This window comes from Streptomyces macrolidinus, from assembly GCF_023887685.1.
GTDB classification, from domain to species: domain Bacteria; phylum Actinomycetota; class Actinomycetes; order Streptomycetales; family Streptomycetaceae; genus Streptomyces; species Streptomyces macrolidinus.
Window position 1 is genome coordinate 384004 of record NZ_JAMWMR010000001.1, and the last position, 15737, is coordinate 399740.

Annotated in this window: 16 protein-coding genes; 6 read left to right on the forward strand and 10 right to left on the reverse strand. The window is 70.8% G+C overall.

Features of this window, described 5'->3' with window-relative positions; all coding sequences use genetic code 11:
- Positions 1 to 32: 32 nt before the first annotated feature.
- The 4 genes from NGF19_RS01790 (at position 33) to NGF19_RS01805 (ending at position 3556) form a co-directional block, all read left to right on the forward strand.
- A complete protein-coding gene (locus tag NGF19_RS01790) occupies positions 33 to 386 on the forward strand; it encodes a histidine triad nucleotide-binding protein (protein WP_252421620.1) in 354 nt (117 codons plus the stop codon).
- Positions 387 to 401: 15 nt separating this feature from the next.
- A complete protein-coding gene (locus tag NGF19_RS01795) occupies positions 402 to 1307 on the forward strand; it encodes a ribonuclease Z (protein ID WP_252421621.1) in 906 nt (301 codons plus the stop codon).
- Positions 1308 to 1383: 76 nt separating this feature from the next.
- Positions 1384 to 2376, forward strand: coding sequence for an adenosine deaminase (locus tag NGF19_RS01800; RefSeq protein WP_252421622.1), 993 nt, complete (start codon positions 1384 to 1386; stop codon positions 2374 to 2376).
- Between the two features lie 19 nt (positions 2377 to 2395).
- Positions 2396 to 3556: a carbohydrate kinase family protein gene (locus NGF19_RS01805; RefSeq protein WP_289733812.1), complete on the forward strand. Its 1161-nt coding sequence runs from the start codon at positions 2396 to 2398 to the stop codon at positions 3554 to 3556.
- Between the two features lie 36 nt (positions 3557 to 3592).
- Here NGF19_RS01805 and era read toward each other — a convergent pair whose 3' ends face one another.
- The 8 genes from era to NGF19_RS01845 form a co-directional block, all read right to left on the reverse strand.
- Positions 3593 to 4552 (reverse strand): GTPase Era, encoded by a 960-nt coding sequence (gene era, locus NGF19_RS01810; RefSeq protein WP_252421624.1) that lies wholly within the window; start codon positions 4550 to 4552, stop codon positions 3593 to 3595.
- Between the two features lie 85 nt (positions 4553 to 4637).
- Positions 4638 to 4991: a cytidine deaminase-like protein gene (locus NGF19_RS01815; protein WP_252421625.1), complete on the reverse strand. Its 354-nt coding sequence runs from the start codon at positions 4989 to 4991 to the stop codon at positions 4638 to 4640.
- An 88-nt stretch (positions 4992 to 5079) separates the two neighbouring features.
- Entirely contained in the window at positions 5080 to 5952 is an 873-nt protein-coding gene (locus NGF19_RS01820) for a helix-turn-helix transcriptional regulator (RefSeq protein WP_252421626.1), read from the reverse strand.
- 66 nt (positions 5953 to 6018) lie between these two features.
- Positions 6019 to 6378, reverse strand: coding sequence for an MmcQ/YjbR family DNA-binding protein (locus NGF19_RS01825; protein WP_252421627.1), 360 nt, complete (start codon positions 6376 to 6378; stop codon positions 6019 to 6021).
- The gene (locus NGF19_RS01830) at positions 6375 to 7682 is read right to left on the reverse strand and encodes a hemolysin family protein (protein ID WP_252421629.1); all 1308 of its coding nucleotides are present in this window, start codon (positions 7680 to 7682) and stop codon (positions 6375 to 6377) included. Before NGF19_RS01830 ends, NGF19_RS01825 begins: the two co-directional genes overlap by 4 nt.
- Positions 7679 to 8176, reverse strand: a complete 498-nt coding sequence (ybeY, locus tag NGF19_RS01835; RefSeq protein ID WP_252421631.1) for an rRNA maturation RNase YbeY — start codon at positions 8174 to 8176, stop codon at positions 7679 to 7681. The genes NGF19_RS01830 and ybeY overlap by 4 nt, the downstream gene beginning before the upstream one ends.
- A 12-nt stretch (positions 8177 to 8188) precedes the next feature.
- The gene (locus tag NGF19_RS01840; protein WP_252421633.1) at positions 8189 to 10339 is read right to left on the reverse strand and encodes a PhoH family protein; all 2151 of its coding nucleotides are present in this window, start codon (positions 10337 to 10339) and stop codon (positions 8189 to 8191) included.
- Positions 10340 to 10538: 199 nt separating this feature from the next.
- Positions 10539 to 11261 (reverse strand): SGNH/GDSL hydrolase family protein, encoded by a 723-nt coding sequence (locus tag NGF19_RS01845; RefSeq protein ID WP_252421635.1) that lies wholly within the window; start codon positions 11259 to 11261, stop codon positions 10539 to 10541.
- Between the two features lie 107 nt (positions 11262 to 11368).
- On the opposite strand from NGF19_RS01845, the gene NGF19_RS01850 reads away from it, so the two are divergent.
- Positions 11369 to 12091: a TetR/AcrR family transcriptional regulator gene (locus tag NGF19_RS01850; protein ID WP_252421636.1), complete on the forward strand. Its 723-nt coding sequence runs from the start codon at positions 11369 to 11371 to the stop codon at positions 12089 to 12091.
- 33 nt (positions 12092 to 12124) lie between these two features.
- Here the strand turns inward: NGF19_RS01850 and NGF19_RS01855 are convergent, their stop codons facing one another.
- Both NGF19_RS01855 and NGF19_RS01860 read right to left on the reverse strand, forming a co-directional pair.
- Positions 12125 to 12391 (reverse strand): protealysin inhibitor emfourin, encoded by a 267-nt coding sequence (locus NGF19_RS01855; RefSeq protein ID WP_252421638.1) that lies wholly within the window; start codon positions 12389 to 12391, stop codon positions 12125 to 12127.
- Between the two features lie 32 nt (positions 12392 to 12423).
- Positions 12424 to 13494, reverse strand: coding sequence for a M4 family metallopeptidase (locus NGF19_RS01860; RefSeq protein WP_252421640.1), 1071 nt, complete (start codon positions 13492 to 13494; stop codon positions 12424 to 12426).
- Between the two features lie 355 nt (positions 13495 to 13849).
- On the opposite strand from NGF19_RS01860, the gene leuA reads away from it, so the two are divergent.
- Positions 13850 to 15571 carry a 2-isopropylmalate synthase gene (gene leuA / locus NGF19_RS01865; protein ID WP_252421642.1) on the forward strand — a complete coding sequence of 574 codons (1722 nt, stop codon included), beginning with the start codon at positions 13850 to 13852 and terminating at the stop codon, positions 15569 to 15571.
- Positions 15572 to 15737: the final 166 nt, after the last annotated feature.

Consider the following 15737-nt stretch of genomic DNA (forward strand, 5'->3'; position numbering starts at 1 on the left):
TAACTGATCAAGTCTGTGTGAGGAGCACGCACATGGCGGGAGAGCCGCAGGACGACTGTCTGTTCTGCAAGGTCGTGGCCGGGCAGGTCCCGGCGACGGTCGTCCGGGAGACCGAGACCACCGTGGCCTTCCGGGACATCAACCCTCAGGCGCCGACGCATGTGTTGGTCATCCCCCGGGCCCACTACCGGGACATCGCCACCCTCGCCGCCGCCGAACCGGCCATCACCGCCGACCTGCTGAAGGAGACGGGCGAGGTCGCCGCGCAGGAGCAGTTGGACAGCTACCGCGTCGTCTTCAACACCGGCAGCGGCGCCGGACAGACCGTCTGGCACGCGCACGCCCACGTCCTCGGTGGCCGCGGCCTGCAGTGGCCGCCCGGATAGGCGGTACAAGACGTCGTGTCCGTACGTGAACTGGTGATCCTCGGCACCGCCAGCCAGGTCCCCACCCGGCACCGCAACCACAACGGCTATCTGCTGCGCTGGGACGGCGAGGGCATCCTCTTCGACCCCGGCGAGGGCACCCAGCGGCAGATGCTCCGCGCCGGGGTCGCCGCCCACGATCTGAACCGGATCTGTGTCACGCACTTCCACGGCGACCACTGCCTGGGCCTGGCCGGGGTCGTCCAGCGCATCAACCTCGACCGGGTGCCCCACCGGATCACCGCGCACTACCCGCAGTCGGGGCAACGGTTCTTCGAACGGCTGCGGTACGCGACGGCGTACCACGAGACCGTCCCGCTGACCGAGGCGCCCGTCACCGCCGACGGGCCCCTCGCCGTCACCCCCGGCTACACCCTCGAGGCCCGCAGGCTCTCCCACCCCGTCGAGTCCTACGGCTACCGGCTCGTCGAGCCCGACGGCCGCCGGATGCTGCCCGAGCGGCTCGCCGCGCACGGCATCAAGGGCCCCGACATCGGGCGGATCCAGCGGGAGGGCTCCCTCGACGGGGTCGCGCTGGACGAGGTCAGCGAGGTACGGCGCGGCCAGCGCTTCGCCTTCGTCATGGACACCCGGCTGTGCGACGGCGTCCACGCGCTCGCCGAGGGCTGCGACCTGCTCGTCATCGAGTCCACGTTCCTGGACGAGGACGAGCAACTCGCCGCCGATCACGGGCACTTGACCGCCGGGCAGGCCGGACGGGTCGCCGCCGGGGCCGGGGTGCGCCATCTCGTCCTCACCCACTTCAGCCAGCGCTACGGCGACCCCGAGCTGTTCGAACGGCAGGCGCGGGAGGCCGGGTTCGAGGGAGAGCTGACCGTCGCACGCGACCTGATGCGGGTGGCCGTACCGAAACGGCGGTGAGGAGGGGGACAAGCGAGGCGGACGGGCGGGCCGTGGCGGGAACGAGGCGGCCGTGATCAGCCCGTACGATGTCCCGATGCCTCTCCCGAAAGCCGAACTGCACCTCCACATCGAAGGCACCCTCGAACCCGAGCTGGCCTTCGCGCTCGCCGCGCGCAACAGCGTCGTACTGCCCTACGCCGACACCGACGAGCTGCGCAAGGCGTACGCCTTCGAGGACCTCCAGTCCTTCCTGAACCTGTACTACGAACTCATGGCCGTGCTGCGGACCGAGCAGGACTTCGAGGACCTCGCGAACGCCTATCTGGAGCGGGCCGCCGCACAGGGCGTACGGCACGCCGAGATCTTCTTCGACCCCCAGGCCCATATCGCCCGGGGCGTGCCGATGGGGACGGTGGTCGAGGGCCTGTGGCGCGCTCTCGGCCGCAGCGAGGCGAACCACGGCGTCTCCACGCAGCTCATCATGTGCTTCCTGCGCGACGAGTCCGCCGCGTCGGCGCTGCAGACGCTGGACGCCGCGAAGCCCTACCTCGACCGGATCGTCGGCGTCGGTCTCGACTCCGCCGAGGTCGGGCATCCCCCGGTGAAGTTCCGCGAGGTGTACGAGGCCGCCGCCGCCCTCGGGCTGCGCCGGGTCGCGCACGCCGGGGAGGAGGGGCCGCCGGAGTACATCACCGAGGCCCTCGACGTCCTCGGTGTCGAGCGCATCGACCACGGGCTGCGCTGTATGGAGGACCCGGCGCTGGTCGAGCGGCTGGTGCGCGAGCAAGTGCCGCTCACGCTCTGCCCGCTGTCCAACGTCCGGCTGCGCGCCGTCGACGCCCTCGCCCGGCACCCGCTGCCCGCGATGCTGGAGGCGGGGCTGCTGTGCACCGTCAACTCCGATGATCCCGCGTACTTCGGCGGATACGCCGGGGACAACTACCACGCCGTACGGGACGCGCTCGGCCTGAGCACCGAGCGGATGCGCGAGCTGGCCCGCAACTCCTTCCGCGCCTCCTTCCTGGACCACGACGAGGAGCGCCGGGCCCGCTACCTCGCCGAGGTGGACGCGTACGAGTTCGCGTAGCCGCACCTTCCGGCGGGACATGTGGGGCACACTGGCTGAATCCGTATCGTGTCAGGAGCCCACCGTGACCGCGTACTTCGGAGAGGGGCCGCACCACCAGGCCCATGTCGACCCGTTGGCGGCGCTGCGCGCGCCCGGGGACCCCGCGTGGGACGTGTATCTCACGGGGACGGTCTTCCTCGACATCGTCTTCACCGGGCTCGACTCCGCCCCGGTGCGCGGGACCGAGTCCTGGGCGCGCGGGATGGGGTCGAGCCCGGGGGGTGTCGCCAACATGGCCACCGCCCTGGCCCGGCTCGGCCTGCGGACCGCCCTCGCGGCGTCCTTCGGCGACGACCACTACGGCGAGTACTGCTGGGACGCCCTCGAACAGGGCGAGGGCATCGATCTCTCCGCCTCGCGGACCGTGCTCGGCTGGCACTCCCCGGTCACCGTCTCCATGGCCTACGACGACGAGCGGACCATGGTCTCGCACGGCCACGAGCCGCCGCCCGAGGAGCCCGCGCCCGACTGCCCGCCCCGCGCGCGGGCCGCCGTCGCCTCGCTGACCCCGGGCCGGCCCGCCCCCTGGATCGCGCAGGCCGCGGGGCGCGGCACTCGCGTCTTCGCCGACGTCGGCTGGGACGACACCGGCGCCTGGGACGTGGCGAACCTGAAGGACCTCCAGTACTGCGAGGCGTTCCTGCCGAACGCGGAGGAGGCCATGCGCTACACCCGCACCCGCTGCCCGCGCGCCGCCGCGCACGCGCTGACCGAGCATGTGCCGCTGGCCGTCGTCACCCTCGGCGCGGAGGGAGCCTACGCCGTGGACCGGCGCACGGGCGAGAGTGCCAGTGAGCCCGCGATCGCCGTGGAGGCGCTGGACCCCACGGGCGCGGGCGATGTCTTCGTGGCGGGGTTCGTGACCGGCACCCTGGCCGGGTGGCCGCTGGCCGACCGGCTGGCCTTCGCGGGGCTGACGGCCGCGCTCTCCGTGCAGGAGTTCGGCGGCTCGCTGTCGGCGCCCGGCTGGTCCGAGGTCGCCGCGTGGTGGCGCGCCGTCCAGTCGTACGAGGGCCAGGAGCCCGCGGCGCTCAGCCGGTACGCGTTCCTGGAGAGCCTGGTGCCGAAGACGGAGTGCGTCGATCCCTGGCCGCGACGCCGGGCGGTGCCGACCATCGGGTTCGGCAGAACGGCGTGACCGGCGCGGGATTCCGCCCGCGCCGGGGGAGCCCGGTCAGAAGCCCAGTCGGCGAAGCTGCTTGGGGTCGCGCTGCCAGTCCTTGGCGACCTTCACATGGAGGTCGAGGAACACCGGGGTGCCGAGCAGCGCCTCGATGTGCTTGCGGGACTTCATGCCGACTTCCTTCAGGCGCTTGCCCTTGGGGCCGATGATGATGCCCTTCTGGCTCGGGCGCTCGATGAACACGTTCGCGTGGATGTCGAGGAGCGGCTTGTCCGCCGGGCGGTCCTCACGCGGCAGCATCTCCTCCACGACCACCGCGATCGAGTGCGGCAGCTCGTCGCGTACGCCCTCCAGCGCGGCCTCGCGGATCAGCTCCGCCACCATGACCTGCTCCGGCTCGTCCGTCAGGTCGCCCTCGGGGTAGAGCGCGGGCCCCTCGGGCAGCAGCGGGACCAGCAGCTCCGCCAGCAGCTCGACCTGCTTGTCCCCGACCGCGGACACCGGGACGATCTCCGCCCACTCGAAGCCCAGCTCCTTGCCGAGCTGGTCGATCGCGATGAGCTGCTCGGCCAGGGTCTTGGGGTCCACCAGGTCCGTCTTGGTGACGATCGCGATCTTCGGGGTCTTCCTGATCCCCGCGAGTTCCTTCGCGATGAAGCGGTCACCGGGGCCGATCTTCTGGTCGGCGGGCAGACAGAAGCCGATCACGTCGACCTCGGCCCAGGTCGTGCGGACCACGTCGTTCAGCCGCTCGCCCAGCAGCGTGCGCGGCTTGTGCAGCCCGGGGGTGTCCACCAGGATCAACTGGGCGTCCGGCCGGTGCACGATGCCCCGGACCGTGTGCCGCGTGGTCTGCGGGCGGTTGGAGGTGATCGCCACCTTCTGCCCGACCAGAGCGTTCGTGAGGGTGGACTTGCCCGCGTTGGGGCGGCCCACGAAACAGGCGAAGCCTGCCCGGTGGACGGCCTCGGTCGGCTCGGATGACTGGGTACGAACGCTCATGGCGCCCATTGTCCCTGATCCGCGGAGCCCCACCGCACCGCCGGTCGCCCACCGGGCAGAACGATCTTGCCGAAACCGGGTGTCGGCGCGGGTCTCAGCCCGCCGCCACCGTCGCCCGGACCGTGCCGTCGGGACCGGCCACCAGCACCGGCGTCCCGGCGCCGCCGAGGTCCCGCACGGCCGCCAGATCCTCGGCGGACGCGACCTCCGCCTCCGTCACCAGGGCCGCTGCCTCCAGCGACGTCGCGCCGGACGCCACGGCCATGGCCACCGCCGTCCGCAGCGCGCTCAGCTTCAGGGAATCCAGGGCCACGGCCCCGGCCACATACGTACGGCCCGTCTCGTCCCGTACGGCCGCGCCCTCCGGCACGCCGTTGCGGGCCCGTACGGAACGGGCCAGGGTGACGATCTTGAGGTCCTCGGGGTCGAGCGCGTTGCTGTCGGTCATCTGCCGAGCATACGAAGCGCGACCGACACCATCCGTGACGGGGTACGACCGTCATCCCTGCGACCGTTCCCGCGACGGGATACGACCGTCATCCCGCGACGGGGTACATCGCCCCGCGCCTGCCCTCCGGCGAGGCCAGCCACTCCAGCTTCGCGGCGGTGTTCGCCTCGTTCAGCGGGGTGTGCAGCACGATCGTCAGGTCGGGGCGCGCCGGTACCTTCAGCGCCGTGGCCTCCACGCACAGCTCGCCCACCAGCGGGTGGTCCAGCTCCTTGCGGATCAGCCCGGCGTCCTGGATGTCCCGCCGCTCCCACAGCTCGGTGAACTCCGGGCTGGCGGCCTTGAGTTGGCCCACCACGGCCTGGAACCCCTCGTCGTCGGGGCGGTCCGCGCACGACGCGCGGAACTGGGCGACCACCCGGCGCGCGTTCTGCTCCCAGTTCCGCGCGCGGGAGCGGTACGTCGGGTCGGTGAAGTAGTCGACGACACAGTTCTGCGTGGTCTCGGGCCGCATGCCGAGCACCCAGCCCGCGGCCTCGTTGTACATCACGCAGTTGTAGTACCGGTCCATGATGTGGGCCGGGAACGGCATCCAGGTGTCGATCAGCCGCCGCAGGCCCTCGACGCCCTGATGGTCGGCCGCGGGCTCGGGCGCGGGCGGGTTCAGCCCGGCGAGGGCGTACAGATGGCGCCGCTCGGCGTTGCTCAGCCGCAGCACGCGCGCCACGGAGTCGAGGACCTGCGGGGAGACGGAGATGTCCCGCCCCTGCTCCAGCCACTGGTACCAGGAGACGCCCACCCCCGCGAGCACGGCGACCTCCTCGCGGCGCAGCCCGGGGGTACGGCGGCGCGCCCCGCCGTCGGGCAGCCCGGCCTCCGCCGGGGTGATCCGGGCCCGTCTGCTCCTGAGGAAGTCGCGCAACTCCCGCAACCGCCCGCTCTTCGCCGCGTCGTCGGACACGTACCCGTCCCCCTCGTACTGTCTCTGGTCCGGCCACCCTAAGGCGGTCGGCCTCGGGGGCAGGCGTCAGGCGCGGTCGAGGCGGAGGCGGTCGGCTCGCGGCAGACCGGCGACGACCAGGTCGTAGGAGTCCTCGACGAGCTCCCGGATCACACGGTCCGGGAGGCCGCCGTCCACCGTGACGGTGTTCCAGTGCCGCTTGTTCATGTGCCAGCCGGGGACGATCAGGCCGTCGTACGCGGCGCGGAGCCGGACCGCGTCGTCCGGGTCGCACTTGAGGTTGACCTTCAGGGGCAGCGCGTCGAGGTTCGTCAGCGCGAACAGCTTGCCCCGCACCTTGAAGACCGAGGTCCGCGGATCGAAGGGGAAGTCCTCGACGGCCGCGTTGAAGGACAGACAGAACGCGCGCAGCTCCTGCGGGGTCACTCCGGCCGCTCCTCATCGCCGATGGGGCGCGCCGGTTCCACCGGCTCGACCAGCACCGTGACGATCTTGTTCCGGCGGCCGGCCGACGCCTCCGCGGTCAGTTGCAGCTCCCGGCCGTCCGGGAGTTCGACCAGGGACGTCGCACCGGCGATCGGCACCCGGCCCAGCGCCTTGGCGAGGAGGCCACCGACCGTCTCCACGTCCTCGTCGTCGTAGGACTCCAGCCCGTACAGCTCGCCGAGGTCGCCGATGTCGAGGCGGGCCGTGACCCGGTAGCGGCCCTCGCCCAGCTCCTCCACCGGCGGCAGCTCGCGGTCGTACTCGTCGGTGATCTCCCCGACGATCTCCTCGAGGATGTCCTCGATGGTGACGATGCCCGCCGTGCCGCCGTACTCGTCGATGACGACGGCGACGTGGTTGCGCTCCTTCTGCATCTCGCGCAGCAGGTCGCCCGCGTTCTTGGTGTCGGGCACGAAGGTCGCGGGCCGCATCGCCGTGGACACCAGCTCCGCCTCGGCGTCGCGGCTGATGTGCGTCTTGCGGGCGAGGTCCTTCAGGTACACGATCCCGACGATGTCGTCCTCGCTCTCCCCGGTGACGGGGATGCGCGAGAAGCCGGACCTGAGCGCCAGGCTCAGCGCCTGGCGGATGGTCTTGAAGCGCTCGATGACCACCAGGTCCGTCCGCGGCACCATCACCTCGCGCACGAGGGTGTCGCCCAGCTCGAACACCGAGTGCACCATGCGGCGCTCCTCGGCCTCGATCAGGGACTCCTTCTCCGCGAGGTCGACCAGCGCCCGTAGCTCCGCCTCGGAGGCGAAGGGGCCGCGGCGGAAGCCCTTGCCGGGCGTGAGGGCGTTGCCGATGAGGATGAGGAAGGACGGGATCGGGCCCATCACCCGGGCCAGCGGCACGAGGACGTACGCCGCCGCCGTCGCCGTGGTCAGCGGATGCTGGCGGCCGATGGTGCGCGGTGAGACACCGACCGCGACATAGGACACGAGGACCATGACCGCGATCGCGACCAGGAGGGCCTCGGTGGTGTTGTCGAACTCCCGCAGACAGGCGAACGTGACGAGCGCGGCGGCGGCCATCTCGCAGGCGACCCGGACCAGCAGCGCCACGTTGAGATAGCGCGTCGGGTCGGCGGCGACCTGGGCGAGCTTGCCGCTGCCGCGCCGACCGCCGCGTACGGCCTCCTCGGCGCGGAAGCTGGAGACGCGCGCCAGGCCCGCCTCCGCGCAGGCGGCGAGCCAGGCGACGACGATCAGGGCGACGGCGCCGAGGACGAGCTGCGGACTCATGACACGGTCGGTGCCGGGGAGGGGCCGGTCAGCCCCTTCTCCGCACGCCAGCCGTCCACGATGGCGGCCTGGAGGCCGAACATCTCGGCCTTCTCGTCGGGCTCCTCGTGGTCGTAGCCGAGCAGATGCAGCACGCCGTGCACGGTGAGCAGTTGCAGCTCCTCGTCCATGGAGTGCCGCGTCGGCGCCTCGGCACCCTGCCGCGTGGCGACCTCCGGGCACAGCACGATGTCACCGAGCAGCCCCTGCGGCGGCTCGGCGTCGTCCTTGGTCGGGGGCCGCAGCTCGTCCATGGGGAAGGACATGACATCCGTGGGACCCGGCAGGTCCATCCACTGGACGTGGAGCTGCGTCATGGCGTCGGCGTCCACGACGATCACCGAGAGCTCGGAGAGCGGGTGGATGCGCATCCGCGCGAGTGCGTAGCGGGCGATGTCGAGGATCGCCTGCTCGTCGACCTCGGTGCCGGACTCGTTGTTGACGTCGATCGACATGGTGGTGCTGTTCTACTTCCCCTTGTGCCCGTGCGCGGCCTTGCCGCGGGGCTTGTGCGTGCCGTTCTCGGTGCCGTACTTGCTGTCGTACTGCTCGTACGCGTCGACGATACGGCCGACGAGCTTGTGCCGTACGACGTCATGGGACGTCAGCCGGGAGAAGTGGACGTCCTCGACGCCTTCCAGGATCTCCTGAACCTGCCGCAGCCCGCTCTTGGTACCGCTCGGCAGGTCCACCTGGGTCACATCACCCGTGATCACTATCTTCGAGTCGAAGCCGAGCCGGGTGAGGAACATCTTCATCTGCTCCGGGCTCGTGTTCTGCGCTTCGTCGAGGATGATGAAGGCGTCGTTGAGCGTGTTGTGCGTCAGCAGGTAGTCCTGGGTGACGTACAGGGAGTCCTCGGCCGCGACCTGGATGCAGACGCACTCCTCCCTGCCCGCGGGCTCGATGCTGTCGATGAACCGCATCGGACGTCCGCCGCCTCCGGCCGCGTGGTACTTGTCGCGCTTGCGCGCCAGGCGGAAGGGCTCGATGCCATCGGGGAGACGGATGTCGATGATGTGGGCGTCGTGACGGTGTGCGACCTCACGGCCGTTCGCCCGGCCCGGCGCGCGGCCCTCGGCGGCCCTGCGACGGGCGTACGCGACGCCGCCCAGTGACTGCACGAGAGCGATCACGTCGTCCCGGAGGAGGATCGAGGTCGTCGCGTACTGGATCCGGCAGGTGCGGTCCTGCTGCGTGACCGGGTCGCCGTCGGAGTCCAGGAGACCCTGGAGGACAGCGAGCCGTACGTCAGCCGAGTTGTGCAGGTAGACGTCCGGGACGAACTTCGTGTGCGAGCGGGTACGCAGCAGGTCCAGTTCACGGAGGCCTCGCGTGACCGGATTCTCCAGGGTGATCACGTCACCGGGAGACTTGATCCGGTTGAGGGCGTAATCGGGTCCGCCACGATGCCGTACGGCGATTCCCGGGAGCGCCTCTTCCAGGGCCACCGCCAGCTCGGGGTCCTCCGTGGCGAAGGAAGGCGTGGTGGAACCGGTCAGGCAGCCGTCGCCCAGCAGGAGTCCCAGCGCATACGGATCCATCGGGACCTCGCGCTCCGGGAAACAGACCGGGGCGGTGAGCAGCGGCAGCTCGTATCGCCGCGCGTGGGCCGCACGGAGGTTGCCGATCATCTCCTGGGTCTCCAGGACCCGCCACGGCTTGTCGCGGCGCTTGTCGTCGCGCGTCCTGACCGTCCACAGGTGCTCGCCGCAGCACAGGGTCCAGGAGCCGTCCTGGGCGGTGACACGGTAGATGTCCTTCTCGCCCTGCGGATAGACGCCCAGCACCGGAGTGGGCTCGCCGTTCGAGCCGATGACCAGGTCACCGACCTGGAGATCGCCGATGGGGCGCCAGCCGTCGGGCGTCAGGACGTTCGTGAAGCGCGGCTGCGCGCGGCCTCGCATATACGCCAGCGGCGCCACCTCGATCGTCCCCGCTGCCATGAGCCGCGGGATCGAGTCGGGGTCGAGCATGTCGTGCAGTGCGTCGTACAGCGGGCGCAGATACGGGTCGATCTTCTCGTACAGCGTGCCCGGCAGGAAGCCGAGGCGTTCGCCCGCCTCGACGGCGGGGCGGGTCAGGATGATGCGGTTGACCTGCTTGGACTGCAGGGCCTGCACGGCCTTGGCCATGGCGAGATAGGTCTTGCCGGTGCCCGCCGGGCCGATGCCGAAGACGATCGTGTGCTTGTCGATCGCGTCCACGTACCGCTTCTGGTTGAGCGTCTTGGGGCGGATCGTGCGGCCACGCGAGGACAGGATGTTCTGCGTGAGTACCTCGGCCGGGGTCTCCTCCGGGCCCTTGCCGTCCGCGCTCGCCCTGAGCATGGCGATCGAGCGTTCCACCGCGTCCTCCGTCATCGGCTGTCCGGTGCGGAGCACCAGCATCATCTCGTCGAACAGGCGCTGGACCAGGGCGACTTCACCGGCGTCGCCGACCGCGCTGATCTCGTTGCCCCGGACATGGATGTCGACCGCCGGGAAGGCCTTCTCGATCACGCGCAGGAGAGAGTCGCCGGACCCCAGAACGGTGACCATGGGGTGCTGTGCGGGGACGGTGAAATGCGCTCGGGCCTGTCCCTGCGCGGGGCTGTGCGCTGTGGGTGTCTGAGTCATGGGCCGGCTCTGTAGGCCTGCGATTCCTCCTCCGTAGGGCCGCGCAACCGCGGGCGGCCTCGCGGTTCCAAGAGTACGACGCGGTACTGACAGAGCTGTAGGCATTTCCTCGGGCACCTGTCCGACGCATCGAACGCCTCCCGACCGTCTGCCCGCGAGCGTCTGTCCGACGCCGGTCTGCACGCCGTCGACCGCGCCGTCAGGGCCCGGTCGACGGCGCCGGGGCCAGGGTCTCCGTCAGTGTGGCCAGGCGGGCCGCCAGCACCCGTGCCCACGCTCGGTAGCCCGCGGGTGACGGATGGAAGCGGTCCGCCGCCAGCCACTCGCCCGCGGCTTCGGGCGGTCCGCCGGAAGGCAGATGGAAGACGGTGACTCCCCTCGCGGCCACCGTCCTCATCTGCCGGTCCAGCAGCCGTACGTAGCCGGCGAGCGGTCCCCGCACCCGGCGCGGGAGCGCGGCATGCCCGTCGAGCGAGGGCAGCCCGGCGAAGACCACCGGCACGTCCTCGCCGAGCCGCAGCCGTACGTCCCTGACCAGCCCCTCCGCCTCCCGGCGGAACGCGCGCGGCCCACGCAGCCGCAGCGCGTCGTTGGTGCCCGCCACCACCAGCACCACGTCCGGCCGCCAGCGGGTGGCCGGATCCGTGAGCCCGGACAGCAGCCTCCGCCGCACCGTCGACAGGGTCGCCCCGGCGCGCGCCGCCACCCGCCAGGAGACGGCGCGCCCGGTCATCGCCGACAGTGCCTGCGCGAGCTGTCCGGCCAGCGCCTCCTGGTGGTCACGGGCGCCCACGCCCGCCGCTACCGAGTCCCCGATCACGACGAGCCGCAGCTCGGGCGTCTTCCCCTCCGTGACGCCCGAGCCGGCCCCGGCCGCCTCCGGAAGCCGTACCAGCCGCCGCCGCATCCCTTTCGTGAACATCCGGACCCCCCGTCCTCGCGCATGTTGCGTACGTCCCCGCGCACACCCTGGCGCTGATCTCTGCGTATAACGCTGTTATTGCCTATAACAGCGTTATGATGCTGCCCGTGTCAACTGACCACCCGGAGCCCGCCTCGGGGGAGAGGCGGAATTCAGCCACTCCCCGCGACCCGGCCGCCTCCGCCGGGATCCGCCGCCGTCTGCTCGACGAAGCCGCTCGTGTGCTCGTCGAGGAAGGGCCGGCCGCGCTCAGCGCGCGGCGGCTCGTCAAGGCCGTCGGGGCCTCGACCATGGCCGTCTACACCCACTTCGGCTCGATGCCGGGGCTCGTACGGGAGGTCATGCGGGAGGGGTTCGCCCGGTTCCGGACCCGGGTCGAGGCCGTCCGCCCCGCGCTCGGCCCCGACGCCGACCCCGTGTCCGAACTCGCCGGACTCTGCCGCGTCTACCAGGAGTTCGCCCGCGCCGAGCCCGAGGTGTACGCGGTGCTGTTCGGTGGCTCCCCCCTCGCCGGGTTCGAACTCACCGACGAGGACCGGCAGATGGGCGCACGAGTGATCCGCTTCCCGTTCGAGGCGATCCTGCGGTGCGCCGCCGCCGGGCGGTTCCGCACGGACATCGACGCCGGTCTCGCCGTACGGCAGCTCTTCGCGCAGATGCACGGACTCGCCCAACTCGCCCGCGCCGGATACATCCTGGGCGACTACCGCCCCGACGACGTACTCGCCGGACTGCTGCGGGACTTCGCGGTCGCCGCCGGGGACGACCCGGATCGGGCGGCCCGATCCGTGCGGTCAGGGCTCGGCCAGGGGGCGGGTCCCGGCGCGTAGCCGAGTAGTCGAGCAGTCGATCGGCAGGTCCCGTCAGGCCCCCTCCGCCAGGACGCGTGAGATCAGCGCCCGCTGCTCCTCGGTGAGCCGCGGGTCCGCGCAGTACACGGTCCTGCCGTCCACGGTGATCTCGTAGCGGAACCCGTCGGGCACGCCGGTCGGCGGCGCGCCCCGGCCCGCGGCGAGCGCCCGCTCGGCCAGGGCGTGCCACTCCTCGGCGTCGGCCCGCTGTGAGGTCTCCACCTCGCCTTGTCGTTCGATGCCCGCGAACCCGCCCGTGCGCCTCACCCGGATATGCATGGCACCTGTCTAGTACGTGAGCGGCGCCGCGGCTACGAGGTCGGCACCCCGACCTCCTCCCACGCCTTGAGGACGGCCTCCTTCTCCTCGCCCTCGTGATAGCGGGCCGTGGCCGCCGCCACCGTCAGCTTCGCGAAGTCCGCGAACGTGGCCTGCGCCTTCAACTGCCCTCCGGTCAGCACGTCGTACCAGATCTGTCCGGCCCGTTCCCAGGCGTGGCCGCCGAGTTCGACCGCGAGCAGGTAGAACGCGTGGTTGGGGATGCCGGAGTTGATGTGCACGCCGCCTTCGTCCTTGGTGGTCTTCACGAAGTCGGCCATCGTGGCGGGCTGGGGGTCCTTGCCGAGCGTCTCGTCGTCGTAGGCCGTGCCCGGCGCCTTCAGCGAGCGCAGTGCCGTGCCGTGGACGCGCGGGGCGAGCAGCCCGGCGCCGATCAGCCAGTCGGCCTCGGCGGCGGTCTGGCCGAGGGTGTGCTGCTTGATCAGCGAGCCGAAGACATCCGAGACCGACTCGTTGAGGGCGCCGGACTGGCCGGAGTAGGCGAGGTTCGCGGTGTGCTGGGTGACGCCGTGGGTGAGTTCATGGCCGATGACGTCCACCGGGAGGGTGAAGTCGAGGAAGATCTCCCCGTCCCCGTCGCCGAACACCATCTGCTCGCCGTTCCAGAAGGCGTTGTCGTACTTCTCGCCGTAGTGCACGCTTGCGTCCAGCGGCAGTCCGCTGCCGTCGATGGAGTCGCGGCCGTACACCTTCCGGTACAGGTCGAAGGTGGCGCCGAGGCCCGTGTAGGCGCGGTTGACCGAGGCGTCCTTGCCGGGCTTGGAGCCCTCGGCGCGGACCTTCTTGCCGGGCAGCGACTGCTGGTGGCCCGCGTCGTAGACGGTGCGGTGCGGGTGCCCGGCGGTCGCCTCAGGGGGCCGGGCCACGGTGCGGGCGCCCCGGGTCGTGGCGAGCAGTCGGCGGGAGCGCTCCTGGGCGTCGCACTCCAGCGTGCGTCGGGCGCGGGTGGCGAGCGCGCTGTCCTCGTGCTGGGCGAGCTTGTCGAGTACGTGGGGTGGCACGACGGTGCAGAAGACGGGTTCGAGGCCCGCGGTGCTGTTCATGCACCTCACCATCGCATTGCGTGACGGTCATGTCACTACTTGCAATCGTGATTGGTGCTAAGTCGCTCCAAAGGGGCCTGTGTTGCGCCAGAGGGTGATGGGATTCGGGGACCCGGGGCTCAGGGTGACTGTGATGCTCCGCACCATTTGTCCGCGATGTCACCCCGGTCCCGCATACTGATACGCAACGTCGCATCGGATGCGGCTCGGCTAGCATGCGGAGCATCATGCGTTTCGGGCTGCTTCTTCTTAGCTGCCGCGGCGAGGGCCTGTAGTCGAGGCCGACTCCCTCCCCGCGGAGCTTGGCGTTGCGTCGTCGGCCGTCCTTCCGGACACCCTGAGGAGCCCTCGCATCATGGCGAACCGTCAGCAGCCCACCTCCATGCCGATCCACAAGTACCGTCCGTACGAGATGGTCGAGATCCCCGACCGCACCTGGCCGGACCGGCGCATCACGAAGGCTCCCCGCTGGCTCTCCACGGACCTGCGCGACGGCAACCAGGCCCTGATCGACCCCATGTCCCCGGCGCGCAAGCGGGCGATGTTCGACCTGCTGGTGGCCATGGGCTACAAGGAGATCGAGATCGGCTTCCCGGCCTCCGGCCAGACCGACTTCGAGTTCGTGCGCTCGATCATCGAGGACGAGGGCGCGATCCCCGACGACGTGACGATCTCCGTACTGACCCAGGCCCGCGAGGACCTGATCGAGCGGACCGTGGAGTCCCTGAAGGGCGCGCGCCGCGCGACCGTCCATCTGTACAACGCCACCGCCCCCGTCTTCCGCCGGGTCGTCTTCCGCGGCTCGAAGGACGAGATCAAGCAGATCGCGGTCGACGGCACGCGGCTGGTGATGGAGTACGCGGACAGACTGCTGGGCGCCGAGACCGAGTTCGGCTACCAGTACAGCCCCGAGATCTTCACCGACACCGAGCTGGACTTCGCGCTGGAGGTCTGTGAGGCGGTCATCGACGTCTGGCAGCCCGGCCCGGACCGCGAGATCATCCTCAACCTGCCCGCCACCGTGGAGCGTTCGGCCCCCTCCACGTACGCGGACCGCTTCGAGTGGATGCACCGCCACCTCTCGCGCCGTGAGTACGTCTGCCTGTCCGCCCACCCGCACAACGACCGCGGCACGGCCGTCGCCGCCGCCGAGATGGCCGTGCTGGCCGGCGCCGACCGGGTCGAGGGCTGCCTGTTCGGCCAGGGCGAGCGCACCGGCAACGTCGACCTGGTCACCCTGGGCATGAACCTCTTCTCCCAGGGCGTCGACCCGCAGATCGACTTCTCCCGTATCGACGAGATCCGCCGGACGTGGGAGTACTGCAACCAGATGGAGGTCCACCCGCGCCACCCCTACATCGGGGACCTCGTCTATACCTCCTTCTCCGGCTCCCACCAGGACGCCATCAAGAAGGGCTTCGACGCCATGGAGGCCGACGCGAAGGCCCAGGGGCGCACGGTCGACGAGATCGAGTGGGCGGTGCCGTATCTGCCGATCGACCCGAAGGACGTCGGCCGCTCCTACGAGGCGGTCATCCGCGTCAACTCGCAGTCCGGCAAGGGCGGTGTCGCCTACGTCCTGAAGAACGACCACAAGCTGGACCTGCCGCGCCGGATGCAGATCGAGTTCTCGAAGATCATCCAGGGCAAGACGGACGCCGAGGGCGGCGAGGTCACGCCGCAGGCGATCTGGGCGGTCTTCCAGGACGAGTACCTGCCGAACCCCGACAACGCCTGGGGCCGTATCCAGGTCAAGGAGGGGCAGACCACCACCGACAAGGACGGTGTCGACACCCTCACGGTCGCGGCCACGGTCGACGGCGCGGACACGGTCCTGACCGGCTCCGGCAACGGCCCGATCTCGGCGTTCTTCGACGCCCTGCACTCCATCGGCGTCGACGTACGCCTGCTGGACTACCAGGAGCACACGATGAGCGAGGGCGCCTCCGCGCAGGCCGCCTCGTACATCGAGTGCGCCATCGACGGACAGGTGCTGTGGGGCATCGGCATCGACGCGAATACGACACGTGCCTCGCTGAAGGCGGTCGTCTCCGCGGTCAACCGCGCCACGCGCTGACGCCCTGACCGGCACGTTCACGGCCCCGTCCGCCTCACCCGGCGGGCGGGGCCGCGTCATGGACCGGCCATTTCGGCCGATGTCACGGAGAGGTCTCGTCCGGAGTGCTGACGCCACCTCACCGATGTGGCTAACATCACGCAAGCAACGGCGAGGTTGCCGCTGC

Bases quoted from the DNA above. Each gene is read 5' to 3' on its own strand.
- NGF19_RS01790 (WP_252421620.1), top strand. From the start codon at position 33: ATGGCGGGAGAGCCGCAGGACGACTGTCTGTTCTGCAAGGTCGTGGCC.
- NGF19_RS01800 (WP_252421622.1), top strand. From the start codon at position 1,384: ATGCCTCTCCCGAAAGCCGAACTGCACCTCCACATCGAAGGCACCCTC.
- NGF19_RS01805 (WP_289733812.1), top strand. From the start codon at position 2,396: ATGTGGGGCACACTGGCTGAATCCGTATCGTGTCAGGAGCCCACCGTG.
- era (WP_252421624.1), bottom strand. From the start codon at position 4,552: ATGGGCGCCATGAGCGTTCGTACCCAGTCATCCGAGCCGACCGAGGCC.
- NGF19_RS01815 (WP_252421625.1), bottom strand. From the start codon at position 4,991: ATGACCGACAGCAACGCGCTCGACCCCGAGGACCTCAAGATCGTCACC.
- NGF19_RS01830 (WP_252421629.1), bottom strand. From the start codon at position 7,682: ATGAGTCCGCAGCTCGTCCTCGGCGCCGTCGCCCTGATCGTCGTCGCC.
- ybeY (WP_252421631.1), bottom strand. From the start codon at position 8,176: ATGTCGATCGACGTCAACAACGAGTCCGGCACCGAGGTCGACGAGCAG.
- NGF19_RS01840 (WP_252421633.1), bottom strand. From the start codon at position 10,339: ATGACTCAGACACCCACAGCGCACAGCCCCGCGCAGGGACAGGCCCGA.
- NGF19_RS01845 (WP_252421635.1), bottom strand. From the start codon at position 11,261: ATGTTCACGAAAGGGATGCGGCGGCGGCTGGTACGGCTTCCGGAGGCG.
- NGF19_RS01855 (WP_252421638.1), bottom strand. From the start codon at position 12,391: ATGCATATCCGGGTGAGGCGCACGGGCGGGTTCGCGGGCATCGAACGA.
- NGF19_RS01860 (WP_252421640.1), bottom strand. From the start codon at position 13,494: ATGAACAGCACCGCGGGCCTCGAACCCGTCTTCTGCACCGTCGTGCCA.
- leuA (WP_252421642.1), top strand. From the start codon at position 13,850: ATGGCGAACCGTCAGCAGCCCACCTCCATGCCGATCCACAAGTACCGT.